Origin of the sequence: Cellulophaga sp. HaHaR_3_176, assembly GCF_019021925.1 — a bacterium.
In the GTDB taxonomy this organism is placed as follows: domain Bacteria; phylum Bacteroidota; class Bacteroidia; order Flavobacteriales; family Flavobacteriaceae; genus Cellulophaga.
In genome coordinates this window covers 2,259,146-2,280,336 of sequence record NZ_CP058990.1, presented here as the reverse complement: position 1 = coordinate 2,280,336, position 21,191 = coordinate 2,259,146, and the positions used below count along the sequence as shown (strand labels likewise).

Below are 21,191 nucleotides of genomic sequence, written 5' to 3'. Positions count from 1 at the left end.
TATTGAAAATAATAGGGCGGAGTATTCTAATGGTCTTATTGTTTTCAATACTTTCTTGTGCAGATAAAACGGTAGAAAAAAGTGTCGAGAATGTTCAAATTGCCTTTATAGCAGATGCACATTTTCAAGATATTTACGCACATTTTGAAGATGCTGACTACCAAGGGATAAAGATACCAAACACGGAAACCTTTGTGAATATCAGAACGATGAATGCACAATTAAAGTCCACCAGAATATTTAACGAAAACTACTTTGCGTTTATAGAAGCTTTAGATGATATCGCAGCTAGAGGAATTAAATATGTTGCTTTGCCTGGAGATTTTAGTGATGACGGGCAACCTATTCATGTAAAAGGGCTGCGTAAAATATTGGATTCGTATACTAAAAAGCATGGAATGTTCTTCTTTGCAACAACCGGGAATCATGACCCTGTAAAACCATTTACCCAAGAATCAGGTAAATCAGATTTTTTAGGAATAGGAGGTAGGGAACAAATAATTACCAGTACTGTTACTAATTTAAAGGAATCTGTAGCGGGAGATCTTACACCAGTTATTACCTCAGAAATTAAAAAATGGGGCTATACTGATATTTTGAATGAAATGTCTTCTTTTGGGTTTTACCCACAGAAAGAATATGTGTATTGGGAGACCCCTTTTTCTACCTATACCTATGAAGATTATAGTTTTGATAAAGCAAAATCGGCATCAGCTTTAAAACAAAGAACATACCCTATTGATGCTTATAATGTACATCCTGATGCTAGTTATTTAGTAGAACCTACTGAGGGTGTTTGGCTGTTGGCCATAGACGCCAATGTGTATGTCCCGAATAAAGAATTAACAGAAGCGTCTACAAACCCTAAAGATTTTTCAGGGGCGAGTACCGGGTATAATAATGTGCTTTTGCAAAAGTCTCATTTAATCTCTTGGGTTAAAAGGGTAGCGGCATTAGCAAAGCAAAAAGGGAAAGTCTTAATTGCCTTTAGCCATTATCCTATGGTAGATTTCAATGACGATGCTTCTCATGAACTTAAACAATTTTTTGGTGCTACTAAAATGCAACTGCACCGTGTTCCAAAGGAAGAAGTGGCACAAACTTTTGCAGATGTAGGTCTACAAATTCACTTTGGTGGTCATATGCATATTAACGATACTGGGGTGAGAACAAGTGATCAAGGCAATACCTTGTTCAATATACAAACACCCTCTTTAGCCGCTTACGCTCCTGCCTATAAAATCTTAACCATTAAGTCTACATCTGAGTTTGAAGTAGAAACGGTGGTTATCGCGTCAGCCAAAAACTTCAACAGTTTGTTCCCATTATATGAGCGAGAATATGCCTATTTAAAAGAATCAGGAGCAACCGGGGTTTGGGATAAAGATATATTAACAACTAAAAATTATAGGGATTTTACAAAGTGGCATTTGAAGGAGTTAGTTCGATTACGATTTTTACCAGACGATTGGCCAGTTGAGTTTTCAGAAGCTATGCTGAATAAAACAGGAAAAGAATTGTTACTAGAAAATTCTGATGATATAGAAAGTATCAAGTTGCAACTAGAAGCGAAAAATCTAAGCCTTGAAGAATTTAAATCTTGGTCTGGTTTTGATATGATTTATGATTTTTATAAGCTAAGGAGTGCAGATGAACTGGCGCTATCTGATATTAGCGTTAATCGTTTAAAACAATATGCGATTATCTGTCAGGAATTTAAAAAATCTAAAAATACATCATACCAGCTTTGGGCTCAAATTTTTGAAAAGAGTAAGAATGGAGAGCCTTCAAATCATTTCAACATAAATTTAAGTACAAACAAAATTACAAGAATAGTATCTAAATAATAAAGGCTTCTTTCAATTAGCTTTTGTAAATTTAACCTTAACTCAACTTAAGTATTAAAATTAGCATATGCGAAACATTGTTGCGATAACATTCTTTGCACTATTTTCGGTTTTGTGCAGCACAGCACAGAATATAAAATTTGAACATTATAACGATGACAGCGGTTTATCGCATAATTCGGTACGCCATATTGTTCAAGATAAATACGGTTTTTTGTGGTTGGGAACCTTCTCAGGCCTTAATAGATTTGATGGGTATGAGTTTAAATCGTATTTGAGTACATCTACAGGAGATAATAAAATTTACAATGATGATATAACAGCTTTAGTTCTTGATGAAGATTCGCATAATTTGTGGATTGGTACTAGAAATGGATTAACGCTTTTTAAAACAGATGAGCAAACGTTTACGACGTATTTGCCTGATGAAAATAAACCTAATAGTCTGCCTGATGCAGAAATAAGATCTGTTTATGTTGATAAGCTGAAAAGAGTTTGGGTTGGGACAAAAACAAAGGGGCTTTATATTTTTAATCCAGAAAATGAAAAATTTAAAAAAGTTGTAATAAATAATTTCAACTATATAAAAGAAATTTTTGAAGATAAAAATGGTTATATATGGATAGGTAGTTATGATAGTGGAGGTGTCGCTAGAATAACAATAGATTCTGAAGGCGAAATTTCGCAAGCTATAACATATACACTTTCAATACCTAATTCTATTGAAAAAAACCCGTATTTAAATTTTATTTATGAAGATGCTAAATCTGATATTTTTGTAGGTACAAGAGAGGGGCTTTATAAGCTTAATAAAACAACGAATGAAATTGAAAACCTTGAGATTGAAAACCTTGATATTAAAGATAGTTTAGGACCTTATTTTCTATCAGTTATACAAGCGCCAGATGGTAAGTATTGGTTAGGTACTTTAGGGGGCATAATTGTATGCAACCAATTAGAAGATATAAGTAGGGGTGAATTTAAATGGTATTATTCTGTTTTACCAGACGATAACTCTCTTGTAGATAATCTTGTTTCTGCTTTATATTTTGATACATCAGGGGTATTATGGATAGGAACAGAAGATGGTTTAGATAAGTATGATCCTTTCGAAAATCAGTTTAATATTAATAAAGATATTTCACTTCATATTAATAACCAAGTACCTCGTATTCGTGGTTTTAACAAAACACACGATGGAAAAGTAATCGTAGCTACAAGGCATAATGGATTATTTATTTCAGAAGAGGATAGCTTTATACCTCTATATAATAACCAGAAAGATATCGCAAGCATTTACTCATTAGATGGTGAAGTATTTTATTGCGGTTTATGGAATGGTAAGTTACTAGTGTATGATTATAAAAATAACACATCAAAAGTTATAAGTGTAGGTTTTGAACAATCGGCCATTTTTGCTTTTGAAAATTTAGGAAATAATAAGCTTGTTTTAGGTTCATTTGGTGAAGGAGCGGTTATTTTTAATACAGAAACTCTTAAAAAAGAAGAAGGCACTGAGCACTTATTAAAAGGATTTCAAATTAATGAGATTGTAAAAGAAATTGATGAATATATCTGGTTTGCTACAGAAACAGGAGTTGTAAAGTATACAATATCTTCTGATACTTTTGCATATTATAGAAAATCAAGAATAGAAAAAGATGGCTTACCGCATGATAATGTGAGTGATATTTTGTTTGATCAAAAAGGAAGATTGTGGGCAGCGACCAGACAGGGTATTAGTTGGTTTGACCCTCAAACAAATAATTTTAAAGCATTAAAAGAACCTAAAGAACTTCAGGGGAAATGGATTACTGATATGCTTACTGATACAAATGGAGATTTATGGTTAAACATGAATAATAATAGTGTTGCGAGGTTAAAATCTAATTTAAAAAACTACAATATATATAATGTAAATAGCGGTAACCGACTAGATGTTTTTAGTTCTAGTGGTTTTTATAATTTTGGAAATTCTAATATTTATTTAGGTGGTAAAAATGGAATTATTTATTTTTCTCCCTATACGATTAGAGAAAATCAAATAGCTCCGAACCCTGTAATAACAGAATTTAAAATCCAGAATGAAGTTGTTTACCCAGGAAAAGAAATAAATGATCAAATTCCTTTAAAAAAGGATATTAACGATGATAAAAATATAGCTTTAAATTATAAGAATAGAAACTTCTCGTTGCAATTTTCGGTACCATCATATGCAAATGAAAAACTAAATAAGTTTGAATATATGCTAAAGGGGTTTGATGAGAATTGGATTTCGACAACAAGCAATTCACGAACAGTACAGTACACTAATTTATTTCCTGGGGACTATATATTTAAAATAAAATCAAGTAATAGTGATGGTTTTTGGAGTGAAGTGGTTTCATATAAAATAAAAATAACACCTCCATTTTGGTTAACATACCAAGCTTTACTGTTGTTTATGGTATTGTTGTTTTTTGTAATTTATATCGTAAGAAAAGAAATAAAAAACAGATTAAGATTAAAGCAGGAATTAGTTACTGAAAAAGTAAATAGAGAACGTGATGTTAAATTAAATAATGAAAAGCTGAGGTTTTTTACAAATATATCACACGAGTTAAGAACGCCTTTAACACTTATTCTAGGACCTGCAAAGCAATTATTAGAAGAAGCCGATGATAGTAGTAGCGAATATCAAAAGAGCAGATTTAATTTAATTCACCAAAATGCGAGTAGGCTTCTGAATTTAGTTAACCAAGTTCTAGATTTTAGAAAAGCACAGACAGGGGAGTTAAAGCTTAAAGTGTCTAAAACGGACATTCTTTTATATACAAAAAACACATTTGAATCGTTTAAAGAATTTGCTTATAATAAACATATCGAACTAAATTTTAATAGTGAAGATGAGACCCTTTTTGGTTGGATAGATAAGGATAAATACGATAAAATATTATATAATTTATTATCAAATGCCATTAAGTTTACTAATAAATATGGTCATGTTGATTTGTTTATAAAACTTAAAGGAGAGGATAATAGTATACTAGTTATTGAGGTAAGTGATGATGGTATCGGTATACCTTTAAAAAGTCAAGAGAAGATTTTTACAAGGTTTTACCAAGCAACAAATAGTAAAGAAAATAACACAGGTTCTGGTATAGGTTTATCATTAGTAAAATCATTAGTAGAGCTTCATAAAGGAACAATAACAGTAGAGAGTAAACCTAAACAAGGGAGTATTTTTACGTTTGAAATTCCAATAAGTAGAAAACAATATACTAAAAAAGAAGTTTTTGAATTTGTATCTACTGCAGAGGTTGAAGAGCCTATGCCTTTTGTGCCAGTTAAAAAAGTAACAACAAATACAGAAATAAAAGAGAAAGTATTGGTTATAGAAGATAATATAGAACTTAGAAGATATCTGATTGATTATTTATCTGATTATTATAAAGTTTATGAAGCTGAAAATGGTGAAGAAGGACTTCAGATTTGCAGAAAAATAAAACCAATGTTATGTGTGGCAGATGTAATGATGCCTGTTATGGATGGCCTTGAATTTTGTAATGAGTTAAAGAATGATGAATTTATAAGTCATATACCTGTTGTATTATTAACTGCTTTATCAGAAAATGAGGACAAAGTAAAAGGGTATGATGTAGGTGCAGATGCATATTTAGTGAAGCCTTTTGACCCTTCTTTATTAAAATCGGTAATTGTAAATATTATAAAAACACGATTAGAATTAAAAACTAAATTTTCTGATGAAGTAGAAAGTGAAGTTGGTTTATTGACACATTCACCTGTTGATAAGGAATTGATGGAGAAAATAACAAATTTGATTGAAGATAATTTAGATAAGGCAGATTTAACAACTAGTTTTTTGTGTCAAGAGTTAGGTATGAGTTCTTCAAAATTATATCGAAAAATAAAAGAACTAACAGATCTTGCTCCTAATGAATTTATCAGAACTATTCGATTGAAAAAATCAGCACAATTATTAAAAACAAAAAAATACAATGTATCAGAAGTAACTGATTTAATTGGTTTTAATGATCCACTTTATTTTAGCCGATGCTTTAAAAAGCAATTTGGCTTCCCGCCTAGTAAACTGTTGAAGTAGAGTGTCTTAATTTTTCGTTTTGTATATAAAAATCCATGTTTTTGGTGTTTTAGTCCATTTGCTTAAGTAATTTAAATTATAAATTGCCTAGTGTAATTATGGTTTTAATTACATTGAAAATATTGACTCAACAATACAAATAAAATTTTAATGGAAAAATCATTAAATAGTAACCACAAAAATCCAATGGATAACATTGATGATTGGGAGGATAATTTACTAGAAAGATATCCTGATCCGGTAGAAGCAAAAAAAGAAAAAGAAGAATTTAGAAATTATGTAGATTCTGAGAGATTAGATACAGTTAAAGAATTCTATAAAATTAACCATCAATATCAAACATATGATTTTGTTTGTGAGAAGGAAAAGGAATTTTTAAAGTTTGATAAAAAAGAAATGTCTATTTGGGAAGCTGTAGATTTCTTAAATACTTTGGTAGATGATAGTGATCCAGATATTGATTTAGATCAATTACAGCATCTTTTACAAACATCAGAAGCTATTAGAGCAGACGGGCAACCAGATTGGTTTGTACTAACAGGCTTTATTCATGATTTAGGTAAAATTTTATGCTTATTTGGTGAGCCACAATGGGCTGTTGTTGGTGACACCTTCCCTGTGGGTTGTGCTTTTTCTGATAAAATTGTTTATCCAGAATTTTTTAGTGCAAATCCTGATTCGACAGATGAACGTTACAATACAAAATATGGTGTTTACGAACCAAATTGCGGCTTAGATAATGTAAAGATGAGTTGGGGCCATGATGAGTATTTATACCAAATAATGAAAGATTATTTACCAGATCCAGCATTATATATCATTAGATATCATTCTTTCTATTCTCAGCATAGAGAAAATGACTATTTACATTTAATGAATGAAAAAGATATTGAATTGTTCGAATGGGTGAAAAAATTTAATCCTTACGATTTGTATTCAAAAGCACCGGTACCGCCAGATGCTAAAGAATTACTTCCTTATTATAAAGAATTAGTGGCAAAATACTTGCCTGAAAAGTTGAGTTTTTAGTAGTGTTATTTTTTTAAATTTCCCAATGCTCTAGCATTTTTATACTAGAGCATTTTTTTGCTTTTATATTTCTAACCAAACTAACTACTTCATGTATACAGCTATCACATTCATTGCTTTTACAGCTTTTGTTGCATTTTATTCATGGTTTAAACTCCGAAAAGAAAAGTTAGACTCAAAAGACGGCTATTTTCTTGGCGGTAGAAGTTTAACAGGTGTTGTAATTGCAGGGTCAATGTTATTGACTAATATATCTACAGAGCATTTAATAGGAATGAACGGTTCATCCTATAAAAATGGTTTTATTATTATTGCTTGGGAAGTAACGTCAGCTATTGCCTTGGTCGTAGCAGCTATTTATTTTGTTCCCAAATATTTAAAAATGGGATTAACCACTATTCCTGAATATTTAGAAAAACGATTTGATAGCACCACGAGAACCCTAGTAGCATTATTTTTAATGATTTCTTTTATTGTAACGCTATTACCAATCGTACTTTACACAGGTGCTATAAACATTGAAAGTATTTTTAATATTTCTGAAGTTTTAAATGTTTCAAAAGAACAAGGTTTATGGATTACCGTAGTGTCAATAGGAGTACTTGGCTCTATATATGCCATTTTTGGGGGCTTAAAAGCAGTAGCGATCTCAGATACTATTAATGGTTATGGTCTATTATTAGGTGGTTTAGCTATTCCGATAATCGCATTGGTAAGCATTGGTGATGGTAACCCATTAGATGGTTTAATGAAAGTTTACAACCATAGTCCTGAAAAATTTAATGTAATAGGAGCTAAAGATTCAGTATTACCTTTTGAGGTTTTGTTTACAGGCTTAATTATAAACCAATTATATTTTTGGAGCATGAACCAAACTATTGTCCAGCGAGCTTTAGGAGCGAAAAACTTAGTTGAAGCTCAAAAAGGTTTATTATTTACAGGAGTTTTAAAAATTTTAGTACCTATAATTATAATTCTACCAGGTGTTATTGGTTTTTATTATTTTGGTGATTCGTTGTTTGAAGATCAAGATATGATTTATCCAGAGTTAATTAAAAAAGTACTACCTGTTGGCTTAGTAGGTATCTTTGCTGCAATTGTAATGGGTGCAGTATTAAGTACTTTTAATAGTGTTTTAAACAGTGCGGCAACTATTTTTAGTATTGATGTTTATAAAAGACATCTTGGAAAAAATTCAGATGATAGGAAGCTTGTTAAAATAGGGAAACTTACATCTGCAGTTTTAGCAATTTTTGCCATACTTGTAGCTCCAATGGTTGCAAATGCACCAGATGGGTTGTATCAACTTTTACAACAATTAAACGGAATTTTCTTTATTCCTATCGCTTCTATAATGCTAGCAGGCTTTTTTCTTAAAAAAGTATCTGCAACAGGTGCAAAAGCAGCACTGTTTATAGGTTTAGCTTTTTATATTTTAACGACATTTATATTTAAAGTTGATATTCATTTCGTTCATATTTGGGGAATAGAGTTTGTTTTAAATATTATAGTAATGTTTACTGTTTCTTATTTCTTCCCTAGTAATAAAACCCAATTAGAAGAAGAACATGATTATGTTGAAATGAAGGAATGGAAATATACCAAGCCTATGGCAATATTGTTATGTGCAATTACTATAATCATTTACGTACTTTTAGGTACAAACTAAAACCATAAATAAACAAACATGAGTAAACCAGCAATTGTCTCAAAAAAGGTATTATTACCTTTTATACTTATCACATCACTTTTTGCTTTATGGGGTTTTGCAAATGCCGTTACAGACCCTATGGTACAAGCATTTAAAAAAGTATTAGAATTATCTAATTCTCAGGCAGCTTGGGTTCAGATGGCTTTTTATGGAGGGTACTTTTGTATGGCATTACCAGCAGCTTTATTTGTTAGAAAGTATTCATACAAAACAGGGATACTTATAGGTTTAGCACTTTTTGCAGGAGGAGCGCTTTTATTTTACCCTGCAGCAATTACACAACAGTTCTGGTTTTTCTGTTTAGCACTTTATATTTTAACCTTTGGCTTAGCTTTTTTAGAAACAACCGCAAACCCATATGTTTTAGCTATGGGAGCGCCAGAAACGGCTACTCTTCGTTTAAATTTAGCTCAAGCATTCAACCCAGTAGGTTTATTGTTAGGATTATTAGTAGCGCAACAATTCGTACTTAAAAGGTTACAATCAGATGATATTGAAAATTTTAGTGCTCTTACGGAGGCTAAGAGAGCTTTGATACGAACATCAGATTTAATGGTAATTAGAGATCCTTATGTGATTTTAGGCTTGGTAATATTAGCTGTATTCGTTCTAATTTTTATTAATAAAATGCCACAAGCTAAAGAAGATGGCACGATGCCGAGTTTAGCTACTACATTTAAAGATCTGGGTAAAAACCATAAATATGTTTTAGGGGTTGTAGCCCAAATTATGTATGTAGGAGCTCAAATTATGTGTTGGACTTATATTTATCAATATGCAGAGGCAATTTTAATTTCAAGTGAAGATGCCGCTAATTATCAATTTGTAGCTTTTTTCTTATTCATGGTGGGCAGAGTAATAGGTACTTACCTGCTTCGTTTTTTAAGCTCAGGTAAATTGTTAATGTACACAGCTATTCTTGCATCAATATTTGCTTTAGGTGCTGTTTTTATTAATGGAATACTTGGCTTGTATTGTTTAGTTTTAGTTTCATTCTGTATGTCTCTAATGTTCCCTACTATTTATGGTATAGCATTAAATGGCTTAGCGGAAGAAGAATCTAAAATTGGTGCGGCTGGTTTGGTTATGGCAATTGTAGGTGGAGCTTTAATGCCTAAAATGCAGGGAATGATAATTGACTTAGGTGGTAATAGTGTAGATGATATTAAAATTTTAGGAGTAACAGAAGTAAACTTTTCATTTATACTTCCTTTCATTTGCTTTTTATTTATAGCATTTTACGGCCGTTTAGTTTATAAAAGATTTGCAGATTAATTTTTAAAATAATTAAAAAAGAAACCCACTATTTTTTATAGTGGGTTTCTTTTTACTTAATCATTATAAATGAAAAGTAAATTTTATAAGAACATTGTGCTCTTATAAATCTTGAATTTCTTTTTCAATTTCTTCTTTTTTCTTTCCTGTTTTTTCTTGAAGTTTTCCAATCATTTCGTCAAACTTACCCTCTGTATATGTTAAGTCATCATCAGTAAGTTTACCATATTTTTGTTTGAAATCACCTTTAACTTGTTTCCATTTACCTTCCAATTGTGTAGTATTCATATCGTTTATATTTTAGATTAATATTTCGTTTACATAAAATTACAACTGATTAGTAAGTCACGTTGCTCCATAACATTTAAAATTTGACGCGATACATAATTGATTGTTTTACAGTAATGAGTAACAAAAAAGGCTGTCTATTTTAGACAGCCTTTTTAGAATAGTTATAATATATTATTATTTACCTGACTCATCCTCAAATGAGTTATAACTTAGTTTCTGACCACCTACAGATAAATCGGCCATTACACCAGCTTTAGGCATAGCAAATACTACAACACCATCACTGTAATTAGCATTTTTTGAAGCTCCTGATTCCAAAATCACTGCAGATGCTTCGGCTGAAAATGTAAGTTCATCATCTTTAAACTTAGCAAAGGCCTCTTCAGTTTCAAAAAATATAACTTCAGAAAGCGATTGTCCACCAGCTTGTAGTCCGATATCTAATTTTTTTAGATCAGCAAAACCAATTGCTTTTCCGTTTTCGTATACCACTCCGTTACCTGAAGCACCACCAACAATTAAAGCTCCTTCACCAACATTTGGGAAAATTACGTATGCTGTAGAGTTATCCATAAAAGTTTTTAAACCTTCGTCAGTTTCAACCATTTTAATTTTTACTTCTTCAGAATCTTTAATGATTTTGGTTTCTTTCTCTGTTTGAGAAAATCCACTATATGAAGTGAATAGTATTGCTGATAAAAATATTGTTTTTAAAGTTTTCATATGTGTATGTTTAAATTATTAATACTGTAAAATTATAGACATTATAACGAACAGATTTGCTTGATTGATCAATTCTTTGACTCATTAAAAAATCACCAATATTAAAGTTTATTCCATATCGGTATTATTCATTTTTAATAAATATCATAAAATGTCGCTTATAGATTTTGGATAAGATGAAAAATAAGTTAAAAATTCTGCAAAATGGTAAACTAACTGTATATTTGGTAAACCAATTTGGTGAACCAGTTATGGTGATCATTTCACTAAATAGACCTTAATATTTTAAGTAAATATATTAGAGTTTATTTTTTGGCATACTAATAGTGGTTACCTGTTTAGCAGATTACTTTTTAAAAATCACATAAACCAGATAGCATGAAAAAAAGTCTTATTCTTTTATTATTAACCTTTACATTGGTTTCTTACCAACAGAAATTAATATCCCAAACCATTAAAGTCAGTAATTCAACTGAACTGCAAGAGGCTATAGCTAAAGCTGAAGCAGGTGACGAGATTATAATGAAAAACGGAGTTTGGAAAGATATTCAGATTAAATTTTATGGAGAAGGTACAGAAAAAAGCCCTATAACTTTAAGAGCAGAAACACCAGGTAAAGTTACCATAGAAGGAGTTTCGAATTTACGATTAGGGGGAAAATACTTAGTTGTTAAAGATTTACACTTTGTAAATGGTTATACACCATCTAATAGTGTTATTCAATTTAAAATTGATAATGACACTATTGCGAACCATAGCCGTATTACTAATTGTGTTATTGATGAGTTTACACAGCCAAATAGAGAGGATTCAGATCATTGGGTAGAATTTTGGGGTAGAAATAACCAGTTAGACCATTGTAATATTGTAGGTAAGTCAAACTTTGGACCAACAGTAAGAGTTTTTTTAAGAGGTAATGAACATGTTAATAACTATCATCAAATCATTAACAATCATTTTGGACCAAGACCACGTAAGGGTGGGCCTCATGGAGAAACTTTACAGATAGGTAGTAGTTATACATCAATGACACCTTCTCATACAAATGTATCTAACAATTTTTTTGATAGATGTAATGGAGAGGTTGAGATTATTTCAAATAAATCGAATTTTAATGAGTATAGAAATAATATCTTTTTTGAAAGTGAAGGCTCTTTAGTTTTAAGACACGGAAACTATTGTACTATTGATGGTAATATTTTTATTGGTAGTGATGATTCAGAATTTATTGGAGGTATACGTGTAATTAATACGGGACATTGGATAACGAATAATTATTTTTATAAGATAAAAGGAAACGAATTTAGAAGTGCTTTAGCAGTGATGAATGGTATTCCAAAATCGCCATTAAATAGGTATAACCAAGTAACAGATGTTGTTGTTGCTTACAATACATATATCGATTGTGTTTCACCATTTCAGTTTGGTGTAGGAACCAACATTGATAAAAAAGATGTATTACCAGCTTCTGAAATTCGTTCAGCAAGACCAGAACGTATGATTGTTGCAAACAATTTAGTTTACAACCATGAAGAAGATAATTACCCAATTGTAAATTACGATGATGTTAAAGGTGTGAGTTTTGAAAACAACCTATTTAACAGTGAAAATAAAGGAGATGTTTCTGGTGAAGGAATTATTACACGTAGTTTTGAGGTGAAAAAACTATCTGAAAACCTTTATGTACCAACAAAAAATCAAGAAGACGTTTATCAAGGTTTCGATTTTGAAAACATAAAAAACGACTTTTTTGGAGCAGATAGAAAAAATCAAAATAACGTAGGTGCTATTACGTTACCCGTAAAAGGAAATCCTTTATTGATAGAGAAAGAACTTTATGGGGCAAAATGGTTTTCAACCGAAAAATCAGACGACAAGTCTAGAACAATAGAAGTAACATCAGCAAAGACATTAGTTGCTAAGCTTAAGAGTGCAAAGTCAGGTGATATTTTATCATTAAAAAGTGGGGTTTATAAATTAAGTGAAACGTTAATTATTGATAAAAATATTACTATAACATCTAAAGGTAAAAGCAAAAAAGCTGAATTGAGATTTGCTACAGGTAAATCAGGTTTTGAAATGCAGCCTAAAGGAATTTTAAACTTAGATAATGTTATTTTAAAAGGAGATAAGACACAGGATGCAATTGCAACTTTAGATAAAAATATGTCTAAGGGATACAATCTTTTCATTAAAAATACTGAGATATCAAACTTTAAAAGCGTAATAAACGCTTATAAGGCATCTTTTGCGGATACTATTTCAATTGATAATACTATAATTAAAGATTGCTTAACGGGTATTTTATTGAATACTGAGATTGATGCTAAAGGTGATTATAATGCAGAGTTTGTATTTATCACGAATTCTAAATTTGACAATGTTAAAGCATCAGTATTAAATTACTATCGTGGTGGTTATGATGAGTCAACTATTGGAGGTAGCTTAGTCTTAAAAAATAATACATTTACCAATAGTGGAGAAGATGATGAAAGCGGAATTTTAATTCAAAATCACGGTATTGTAAATGTTGATTTCTCAGATAATACCTTTACAGATAATGCAGTAAAAGAAATTGCTGTTTTGTGGGGAGAAAAAGGACAAAAACCAGTAAATAATACGATAACAAATTCTGGAGAAATAAGAATAGAACAAAATTTAAAGCAAAAATTAATGTACTAAATTCTATACGTTTTTACATTTAAAATAATTGATATAAAAGCTCTAAAAACATTCGTTTTTAGAGCTTTTTTCATTTATAATAAAACCTATTTAATTTTTAATGATAGTATTTAAAGAATTATTTAATGAGAGAGACTTCAATTAAGAGAAATATCAATCATTACTTTATTTGTAAAGTTTAAAACTTTAAGAGGTTGATTGATTAGATTGTGTTTTTTCTTCGCTATTTTAGTGTGGGTAAATTTAAAAATATAAGAGGAATAAGTGTTTGTATTGATAATTTAAATACAAAAAGCTTTATAGTTATTAATGCAGATGATTCTTACTGTGGGTTTACGTTTTTTAAATGGAGAAATTCATTATAAAACAAAATACAACACTGAACTTAATTTATAAGCAGAAACAAACCAATTTTTAACAACAACTAACTAAACAAAAACAACTCATGAATAACAATGAAAATGCCAGTAAAACAAAAAACACCACAGGTGCTATTTTAATTATAGCTGGTCTGTTTTTTATTTTCGGTTTTGTTACTTGGATAAATGGAGCACTAATACCATTTATGAAAACTATTAACGAATTAACCGATTCACAATCTTATTTAGTAGCATCAGCCTCTTATATATCTTTTGTAGTTATGGCATTACCCGCATCGTACATTTTAGGTAAAATAGGTTATAAAAAAGGAATGTCATTAGGCTTAATAATAATGGGCATTGGCGCTTTGGTGTTTATTCCAGCTGCTGAAGCCAGAACATATTGGGTGTTTTTAACTGGTATCTTTATACAAGGTGTAGGAATGACTTTATTGCAAACAGCCTCCAACCCTTATATAACTATTTTAGGCCCTATTGAGAGTGGAGCAAAGCGTATTGCAATTATGGGTATTGCAAATAAAACAGCAGGAGCCTTAGGTTCTTTAATTTTTGGAGCTTTATTATTAACGGGTATTGATGAGGTAAAAGAAAAAGTTTTAGTAGCTAGTCCTGAAGAAAAGAATGTATTGTTAGATACAATGGCAGATAGCGTTTTTATGCCATATTTAATTATGGCTATTGTGTTATTTATTTTAGGAATATTAATAAGAAAAGCACCTTTACCAAATGTAGAAGCATCAGAACCAGAAGAGGTAACGGTAGGTAAAAGCACTAAAACAAGCCTATTCCAATTCCCGCATTTATGGTTAGGAGTATTTGCTTTGTTTGTATATGTTGGGGCAGAGGTAATAGCGGGTGATACTATAATTTCTTATGGTATATCATTAGGTTTCACCGGAGAAGAAGCAAAATTCTTTACTACATATACACTTATGGCAATGGTAGCAACTTATGCATTAGGTGTTGTGTTGATACCTAAGTATTTAAAGCAGGGTAATGTTTTAAAAATTAGTGCTGTATTAGGTATTATATTTAGCATTTGCATTATTACAACTACAGGGTTTACATCTATATTATTTGTTGCAGCACTAGGTATTGCAAATGCATTAGTATGGCCAGCTATTTGGCCTTTAACACTCGAGGGTTTAGGTAAATTTACGAAAACCGCATCAGCGTTATTAATTATGGCAATATCAGGTGGAGCTATAATTCCAATACTTTATGGTAGAATGGTAGATGCTAATAAAGGAGAATTAATTAATCAGGGAATACAAAATTCAGATGCTGCTTCAATGGCTTCAACTTCTAGTTATTGGATTTTAATTCCTTGCTATGCTATAATTCTATTTTTTGCTCTTTGGGGACATAAGATTAAAAGTTGGACTAAATCAGAAAATAACACACAAAAATAAACCTACATTATGTTAAAAAGTATAATTGATAAAGCGACAGGCTTTGAGAAGAGATTTGAAAATATAGGTACTGTTGTTTACGAAAATTCGAAAGATGCGTCAGTAGATATCGCAAATGAAATAGCAGATTTAATTCGAGTGAAACAAGCGCAAAAGCAACCTTGTATTCTGGGCTTAGCTACGGGGTCATCACCTAAAGGTTTATATGCCGAACTTGTACGTTTACATAAAGAAGAAGGTTTAAGTTTTAAAAATGTTGTTTCATTCAATTTAGATGAATATTACCCAATGGAACCAGATTCTGTACATAGTTATGTGCGGTTTATGAAAGAGCAACTTTTTAATCATGTAGATATATTACCAGAAAACTATCATATACCTGATGGTACTTTAGCTAAAGAAGAAATTGCAGAATATTGTGCCCAATATGAAGCTAAAATAAAAGCATTAGGAGGAATAGATTTACAAATTTTAGGAATAGGTGGTAATGGACATATTGGTTTTAACGAATCAGGGTCATTACAAAATTCAAAAACAAGGTTAGTAGCATTAGACCATATTACTAGAGTAGCTGCAAGCGGAGATTTTTCAGGATTAAATAATACTCCGAGAACAGCAATTACATTAGGGATTAAAAAAATAATGGAAGCAAAGAGAGTCATTTTAATGGCTTGGGGAGAAAGTAAATCTAAAATAATAAAAGCTTCAGTTGAAGGTGAAATTACAAGTAAAGTTCCTGCATCATTCTTACAAGACCATAATAATGCTACATTTATTTTAGATAAAGAAGCTTCTTCTAAACTAACAAGAATAAATAAACCTTGGTTAGTTGAAAAAATAAATTGGACAGATAAGTTAACACGAAAAGCTGTACTGAAATTAGCTCTTCATTTAGATAAACCAATCTTAATGCTTACCGATGCTGATTATATTGAAAATGGTATGAGTGATTTGTTAGCCGATTCAGGACCAGCATATGATATTAATATCAATATATTCAATAACCTTCAAAATACCATAACAGGTTGGCCAGGAGGTAAGCCAAATGCAGATGATACTAAACGACCAGAAAGAGCAGAGCCAGAAAAAAAGCGAGTTCTTATTTTTAGTCCACATCCTGATGATGATATTATTAGCATGGGTGGCACGTTTAAACGTTTACATGAACAAGGTCATGAAGTGCATGTTGGGTATCAAACATCAGGTAATATTGCGGTTGCAGATGATGAAGCCTTGCGGTTTGCTAATTTTGTAACTGATTATAATGATAAGTTTGGAATTAAAAATAAAGAAGCAGAAGGAATCTACAAAAAGGCTGTTGAATTTTTAGAAGATAAAAAATCGAGTGAGATTGATATTTCTGAAGTTAGAAATATTAAAGGGTTAATAAGAAAAGGCGAAGCGAGATCGACATGTCATTTTGTTGGTATCCCTGATGAGAATATTCATTTTCTTGAAATGCCTTTTTATGAAACAGGTGGGGTAGCTAAAAATCCTTTATCAAAAGCAGATATAGATATTATTGTAGCTTTAATTGAAAAAATAAAGCCGCATCAAATATATGCAGCTGGTGACTTAGCTGATCCGCACGGAACCCATAAAGTGTGTTTAGATGCTATTTTCTCAGCAATTAAACAATTGAAACCTAAAAAATTTATGGATGACTGCTGGGTTTGGTTATACCGAGGTGCGTGGCAAGAATGGAATATCGATGAAATAGAAATGGCAATACCGATGGGGCCAGATCAAGTACTTCAAAAACGAAAAGGTATTTTTAAACATCAATCTCAAAAAGATGGAGTGGTTTTTCAAGGAGCGGATAGTCGAGAATTCTGGCAGCGAGCTGAAGACCGGAATAAAGAAACTGCAGATGTTTACCATCAGTTGGGTTTATCGCATTACGCTGCAATGGAAGCTTTTGTAAGGTGGGAATTCTAAAAAAAAACTATACTAAATTAATCGATGCTAGGTTTGTAAGATGTAAAATATTGGAATCTAGTGCTAAAGAAAATTTAAGATAGCTCATTTACTTTATTCTCTTTAGAAATTTATGTTCTATTGAGGTATGTGTTCAATATAAAACCTACATAAACTATAATGTAGGTTTTATATTTATAAGTAAATTATAAAACCTTCCTTAAACTCTCAGCAGCTTGTTCTGCCGAAATATCTCTTTGTGGAGAGCCAAACATTTCATAGCCTACCATAAATTTTTTTACAGTAGCACTTCTTAATAACGGTGGATAGAAACTCATATGCCAATGCCAGTGGTTATTATTTTTATTATTTGTTGGTGACTGATGTATCCCACTTGAATAGGGAAACGAAGTATTAAATAGTTTGTCATACGCCTTTGTAATAACTGAAATAGCTTCAGCAAATAGCAACGCTTCTTTGGCATTTAAATCAGCAATATTAGGTTGGTGCGTTTTAGGAATAATCATTGTTTCAAAAGGCCAAACAGCCCAAAAAGGCACAAGAACTACGAAAGCATCATTTTCAAAAATGATACGCTCTCTTTTTTTAAGCTCTTGTGAGAGATAATCACCAAGTAAACTCGTCTTGTTTTTTAAAAAATAAGACTGTTGTTGCTTATCTTTTTTAGCAACTTCATTAGGTAGGGTCGATTGGCTCCAGATTTGCCCATGCGGATGAGGGTTGCTGCAGCCCATAACAGCACCTTTGTTTTCGAAAATTTGTATATAATTTATAGTATCATTTTCTCTTAACTCTTTAAATTCTTTTTGCCAGGCAAAAACTACTTTTTGAATTTCTTCAGCGGTTAAATCAGCAAGACTTTTAGAATGGTCATGACTAAAACAAACTACTTTGCAAATACCTGTTTCACTCTGTGCTGTTAGTAAACCATCATTAACTTCAAAAGATTTTGAGTCTTTTTGTAATGCAGCAAAATCGTTTATAAAAACAAAAACGTTTTTATAATCGGGGTTTTGTTCTCCATTAATTCTTTTATTGCCAGCACATAAATAACATGAAAGGTCATGAGCAGATGCTTTAACTTTAATGATTTCTTCATTTTGCCCTTGCCACGGTCTTTTAGCTCTGTGTGGTGATACTAAAACCCATTCATTAGTAAGTATGTTTAAGCGTTTATGAGAATAATCTTGTAAATCTGTATTCATGAATTTTTTTGTTGAAATTATTTTATAACATGAGTCCCGTTAGAAAGGGATACGGTGTATATGGAACAATTTATATTAAATTTATTTTTATAAACCTTAGAAATATGTGTTTTAAAAGCAGCTGTAGCTGATTTTGAAATAAGGTTAATTGTACAGCCTCCAAAACCACCACCCATCATTCTAGCTCCTAGAATATGCGGATTTAATTTGGCTTGTTCAACTAGAAAGTCTAACTCATCACAACTTACTTTAAATTTATTTTGTAAACCATTATGTGAAGCGTATAATAATTTGCCAAGAGTTTTTAAATCACCTTTAAGTATTGCATCTGAGGCTAATAAAACCCTATTATTTTCTTGTATTATATAGTGTGCTTTTTCAAAATCTTCAACACTAATTTTATGTGCAATCAATTTTAAATCATCTTCAGATACATCTCTCAGTGCTTTAACTTTTAAAAGTTTTACTATTTTTTCGCAAATCGAGCGTCTGTTATTATATGCGCTATCTGATAGGTTATGTTTAACGTTTGTATTTATTAAAATAAGCTCGTAGTCTTTAAAATCTATTTCAAATGGTTTAGCTTGTATTGTTCTGCAATCGAGTAGTAGTGCGTTGTTTTTAATGCCGAACATACTTGCGTACTGATCCATAATTCCACATTTTACGCCAGCATAATTATGTTCAGCATTTTGCGAAATAAAAATCATATCTTCTTTAGATAAGCTTAGTTTAAAAATTTCATTTAAACCGAAAACAACACTATTTTCTAAAGCGGCTGATGATGACATACCTGCTCCAGCAGGAATATTACCTCCAAAAGCAATATTAAAATTACCAATTGTAATTCCCTTTTTTTGCATTTCAGCTACAACACCTATGACGTAATTTTGCCAAGTACCTTTAGGTAATGGTTTTATGTCATTTAAAGAAAACTCTAATAACTCATTTTTGTCTATAGCATAAGCAAATGAGCTATTTGATTCACTTTTATGTATTGCTGTAATAATACCTTTATTTACAGCTGCAGGAAATACAAAACCATCGTTATAATCAGTGTGTTCTCCAATAATATTAATTCTTCCAGGAGAAAAAATTAATGTCGGAATAGCATTAAATTGGGTTGTGAATCCTTTTTTAATGGTTTTAATGAAGGCTTTATTCATTCTTATATATTTGAGTTTTCTTATAAAGAATTTCTTATAATTAGGTTGTGGGTGTTTTCTATTTTTAAATGTTTTTTATTTAAAATCATTTGTGCTAATTGTTTTCCCATTGCAGAAAAATCAGTTGAGATTGTTGTTATTCCGCCTGCAACAATTTCTTTAAGCAAAGTTTCATTATAAGAAATCAAGCCTACGTTTTTTGAAAGTATTAGTGATTCTTCTTTTACTTTTTTTATAAATCGTAACAAGTTTTTATCATCAGGAATAATGTAAACTGAGTTTTTGTCAAGTATGCTGTTTTTTAAAGAATGAATAACTTCATTCTCTATTTTATTAGTTTTACAGAATTTATGGAATCCAATTAACATTCCTTCAGGTTGTTTTTTTTCATCAAAAAGCAAAATAATTTTACTATACTTTTTAATAAGTGATAGTGCTTTGGTAAGGTTTAAAATTAAATCTTTTTCAAAGTTTTGATAAATACTTGAATAATTACTTAATTCTGGGTGTGTTTGATCGAGTATGTAAACCTTATCGTTAGGTAATTCGTTAATTGCATTATGGGTGTTTTTTAAGTTAGCAGGCATTAATACATAATAATTATATGAGCCTTTATTTTCGCTTATTAGCTTAGAAAACATATCTTCATTAAAATGATGAAAGTAAATATCGACTCGCACATTTTTATCTAATTCATGTATAAAAGCATTGTACAAATCTTCTTTAAAGGAATTAAATTCATCAAAAAGTAGAAATATTTTTAGGTGTACATGTATATCATCGCTTAATATGTAATAACCTTTGCCAACAATAGATTCAATTATCCCTCTTGATTTTAATTCATTAAAGGCTGTTAAAACGGTATCTCTAGATAATTCGTTGGTATCTCGGATACTATTTAATGAAGGTAGTTGATCTCCTTTTTTTAAAGTACCAGATAATATAGCATTTTCAATAGATGCTATGATTTGTTTGTATTTAGGAGTTCCTTTTTCTTTTTTAATATGAATCATTTGCATGATGCAAATATACTAAATAAACAACTAGTAGGTACTAGTAGGTTTTTTGATTTATAGGAAATGGAGAGTATTAAAACTAAAAAAACCATATGAATTTTAAAATTCATATGGTTTTTGCAATTTTAGTAGTGACCTCGACTGGATTCAAACCAGTAACCTCTTGAGCCGTAATCAAGTGCGCTATTCAGTTGCGCCACGAGGCCGATAATTTCCTTATTAACGGGGTGCAAATATATTTCTTTTTAAATATATAGCAAAATAAGAAGCACTAAATTATATAGAAATTAAAAAGTGCATATCAATTATAAATTATTTTTTAAATAAGGTGTTGTTTTATAGGTGTTTATGATTGTGTATTTAAGTTTTAAATATGTAAATTTTTTACTTTGTACTAGCCTTGAAAAAGAAGAA

At 30.8% G+C, this 21,191-nt stretch carries 13 protein-coding genes and 1 tRNA gene; 8 read left to right on the top strand and 6 right to left on the bottom strand.

Annotation, left to right across the window (positions count from 1 at the left end):
* Positions 1-2 precede the first annotated feature (2 nt).
* The 5 genes from H0I23_RS10060 (at position 3) to fucP (ending at position 9,964) form a co-directional block, all read left to right on the top strand.
* Positions 3-1,847: a metallophosphoesterase gene (locus H0I23_RS10060; protein WP_371736630.1), complete on the top strand. Its 1,845-nt coding sequence runs from the start codon at positions 3-5 to the stop codon at positions 1,845-1,847.
* A gap of 67 nt (positions 1,848-1,914) precedes the next feature.
* Positions 1,915-5,949 carry a two-component regulator propeller domain-containing protein gene (locus H0I23_RS10055; RefSeq protein ID WP_216783146.1) on the top strand — a complete coding sequence of 1,345 codons (4,035 nt, stop codon included), beginning with the start codon at positions 1,915-1,917 and terminating at the stop codon, positions 5,947-5,949.
* A gap of 150 nt (positions 5,950-6,099) precedes the next feature.
* On the top strand, positions 6,100-6,978 hold the full coding sequence (locus H0I23_RS10050) for an inositol oxygenase (protein WP_216783144.1): 879 nt from the start codon (positions 6,100-6,102) through the stop codon (positions 6,976-6,978).
* A gap of 91 nt (positions 6,979-7,069) precedes the next feature.
* Complete coding sequence (locus tag H0I23_RS10045) at positions 7,070-8,647, top strand: solute:sodium symporter family transporter (protein WP_216783142.1); 1,578 nt, start codon at positions 7,070-7,072, stop codon at positions 8,645-8,647.
* Positions 8,648-8,665: 18 nt separating this feature from the next.
* The gene (gene fucP / locus H0I23_RS10040; protein WP_216783141.1) at positions 8,666-9,964 is read left to right on the top strand and encodes an L-fucose:H+ symporter permease; all 1,299 of its coding nucleotides are present in this window, start codon (positions 8,666-8,668) and stop codon (positions 9,962-9,964) included.
* A gap of 102 nt (positions 9,965-10,066) precedes the next feature.
* Here fucP and H0I23_RS10035 read toward each other — a convergent pair whose 3' ends face one another.
* Entirely contained in the window at positions 10,067-10,252 is a 186-nt protein-coding gene (locus tag H0I23_RS10035) for a CsbD family protein (protein WP_216783139.1), read from the bottom strand.
* A gap of 177 nt (positions 10,253-10,429) precedes the next feature.
* Positions 10,430-10,978, bottom strand: a complete 549-nt coding sequence (locus H0I23_RS10030; protein ID WP_216783137.1) for a YSC84-related protein — start codon at positions 10,976-10,978, stop codon at positions 10,430-10,432.
* A 378-nt stretch (positions 10,979-11,356) separates the two neighbouring features.
* On the opposite strand from H0I23_RS10030, the gene H0I23_RS10025 reads away from it, so the two are divergent.
* The 3 genes from H0I23_RS10025 (at position 11,357) to nagB (ending at position 17,390) form a co-directional block, all read left to right on the top strand.
* Positions 11,357-13,660 carry a chondroitinase-B domain-containing protein gene (locus tag H0I23_RS10025; RefSeq protein ID WP_216783136.1) on the top strand — a complete coding sequence of 768 codons (2,304 nt, stop codon included), beginning with the start codon at positions 11,357-11,359 and terminating at the stop codon, positions 13,658-13,660.
* 445 nt (positions 13,661-14,105) lie between these two features.
* Positions 14,106-15,452: a sugar MFS transporter gene (locus tag H0I23_RS10020; RefSeq protein WP_216783134.1), complete on the top strand. Its 1,347-nt coding sequence runs from the start codon at positions 14,106-14,108 to the stop codon at positions 15,450-15,452.
* Positions 15,453-15,461: 9 nt separating this feature from the next.
* Positions 15,462-17,390 (top strand): glucosamine-6-phosphate deaminase, encoded by a 1,929-nt coding sequence (gene nagB, locus H0I23_RS10015; protein WP_216783133.1) that lies wholly within the window; start codon positions 15,462-15,464, stop codon positions 17,388-17,390.
* Between the two features lie 185 nt (positions 17,391-17,575).
* On the opposite strand, the gene H0I23_RS10010 is transcribed toward nagB, so the two are convergent.
* The 4 genes from H0I23_RS10010 to H0I23_RS09995 all read right to left on the bottom strand — a co-directional run bounded on the left by H0I23_RS10010 (position 17,576) and on the right by H0I23_RS09995 (position 20,983).
* Positions 17,576-18,595, bottom strand: coding sequence for a UDP-glucose--hexose-1-phosphate uridylyltransferase (locus H0I23_RS10010; RefSeq protein ID WP_216783131.1), 1,020 nt, complete (start codon positions 18,593-18,595; stop codon positions 17,576-17,578).
* A gap of 17 nt (positions 18,596-18,612) precedes the next feature.
* Positions 18,613-19,761: a galactokinase gene (galK, locus tag H0I23_RS10005; RefSeq protein ID WP_216783129.1), complete on the bottom strand. Its 1,149-nt coding sequence runs from the start codon at positions 19,759-19,761 to the stop codon at positions 18,613-18,615.
* Between the two features lie 20 nt (positions 19,762-19,781).
* Positions 19,782-20,774, bottom strand: a complete 993-nt coding sequence (locus H0I23_RS10000; RefSeq protein WP_371736629.1) for a GntR family transcriptional regulator — start codon at positions 20,772-20,774, stop codon at positions 19,782-19,784.
* A 135-nt stretch (positions 20,775-20,909) separates the two neighbouring features.
* Positions 20,910-20,983: transfer RNA gene (locus tag H0I23_RS09995), tRNA-Arg, on the bottom strand.
* Positions 20,984-21,191: the final 208 nt, after the last annotated feature.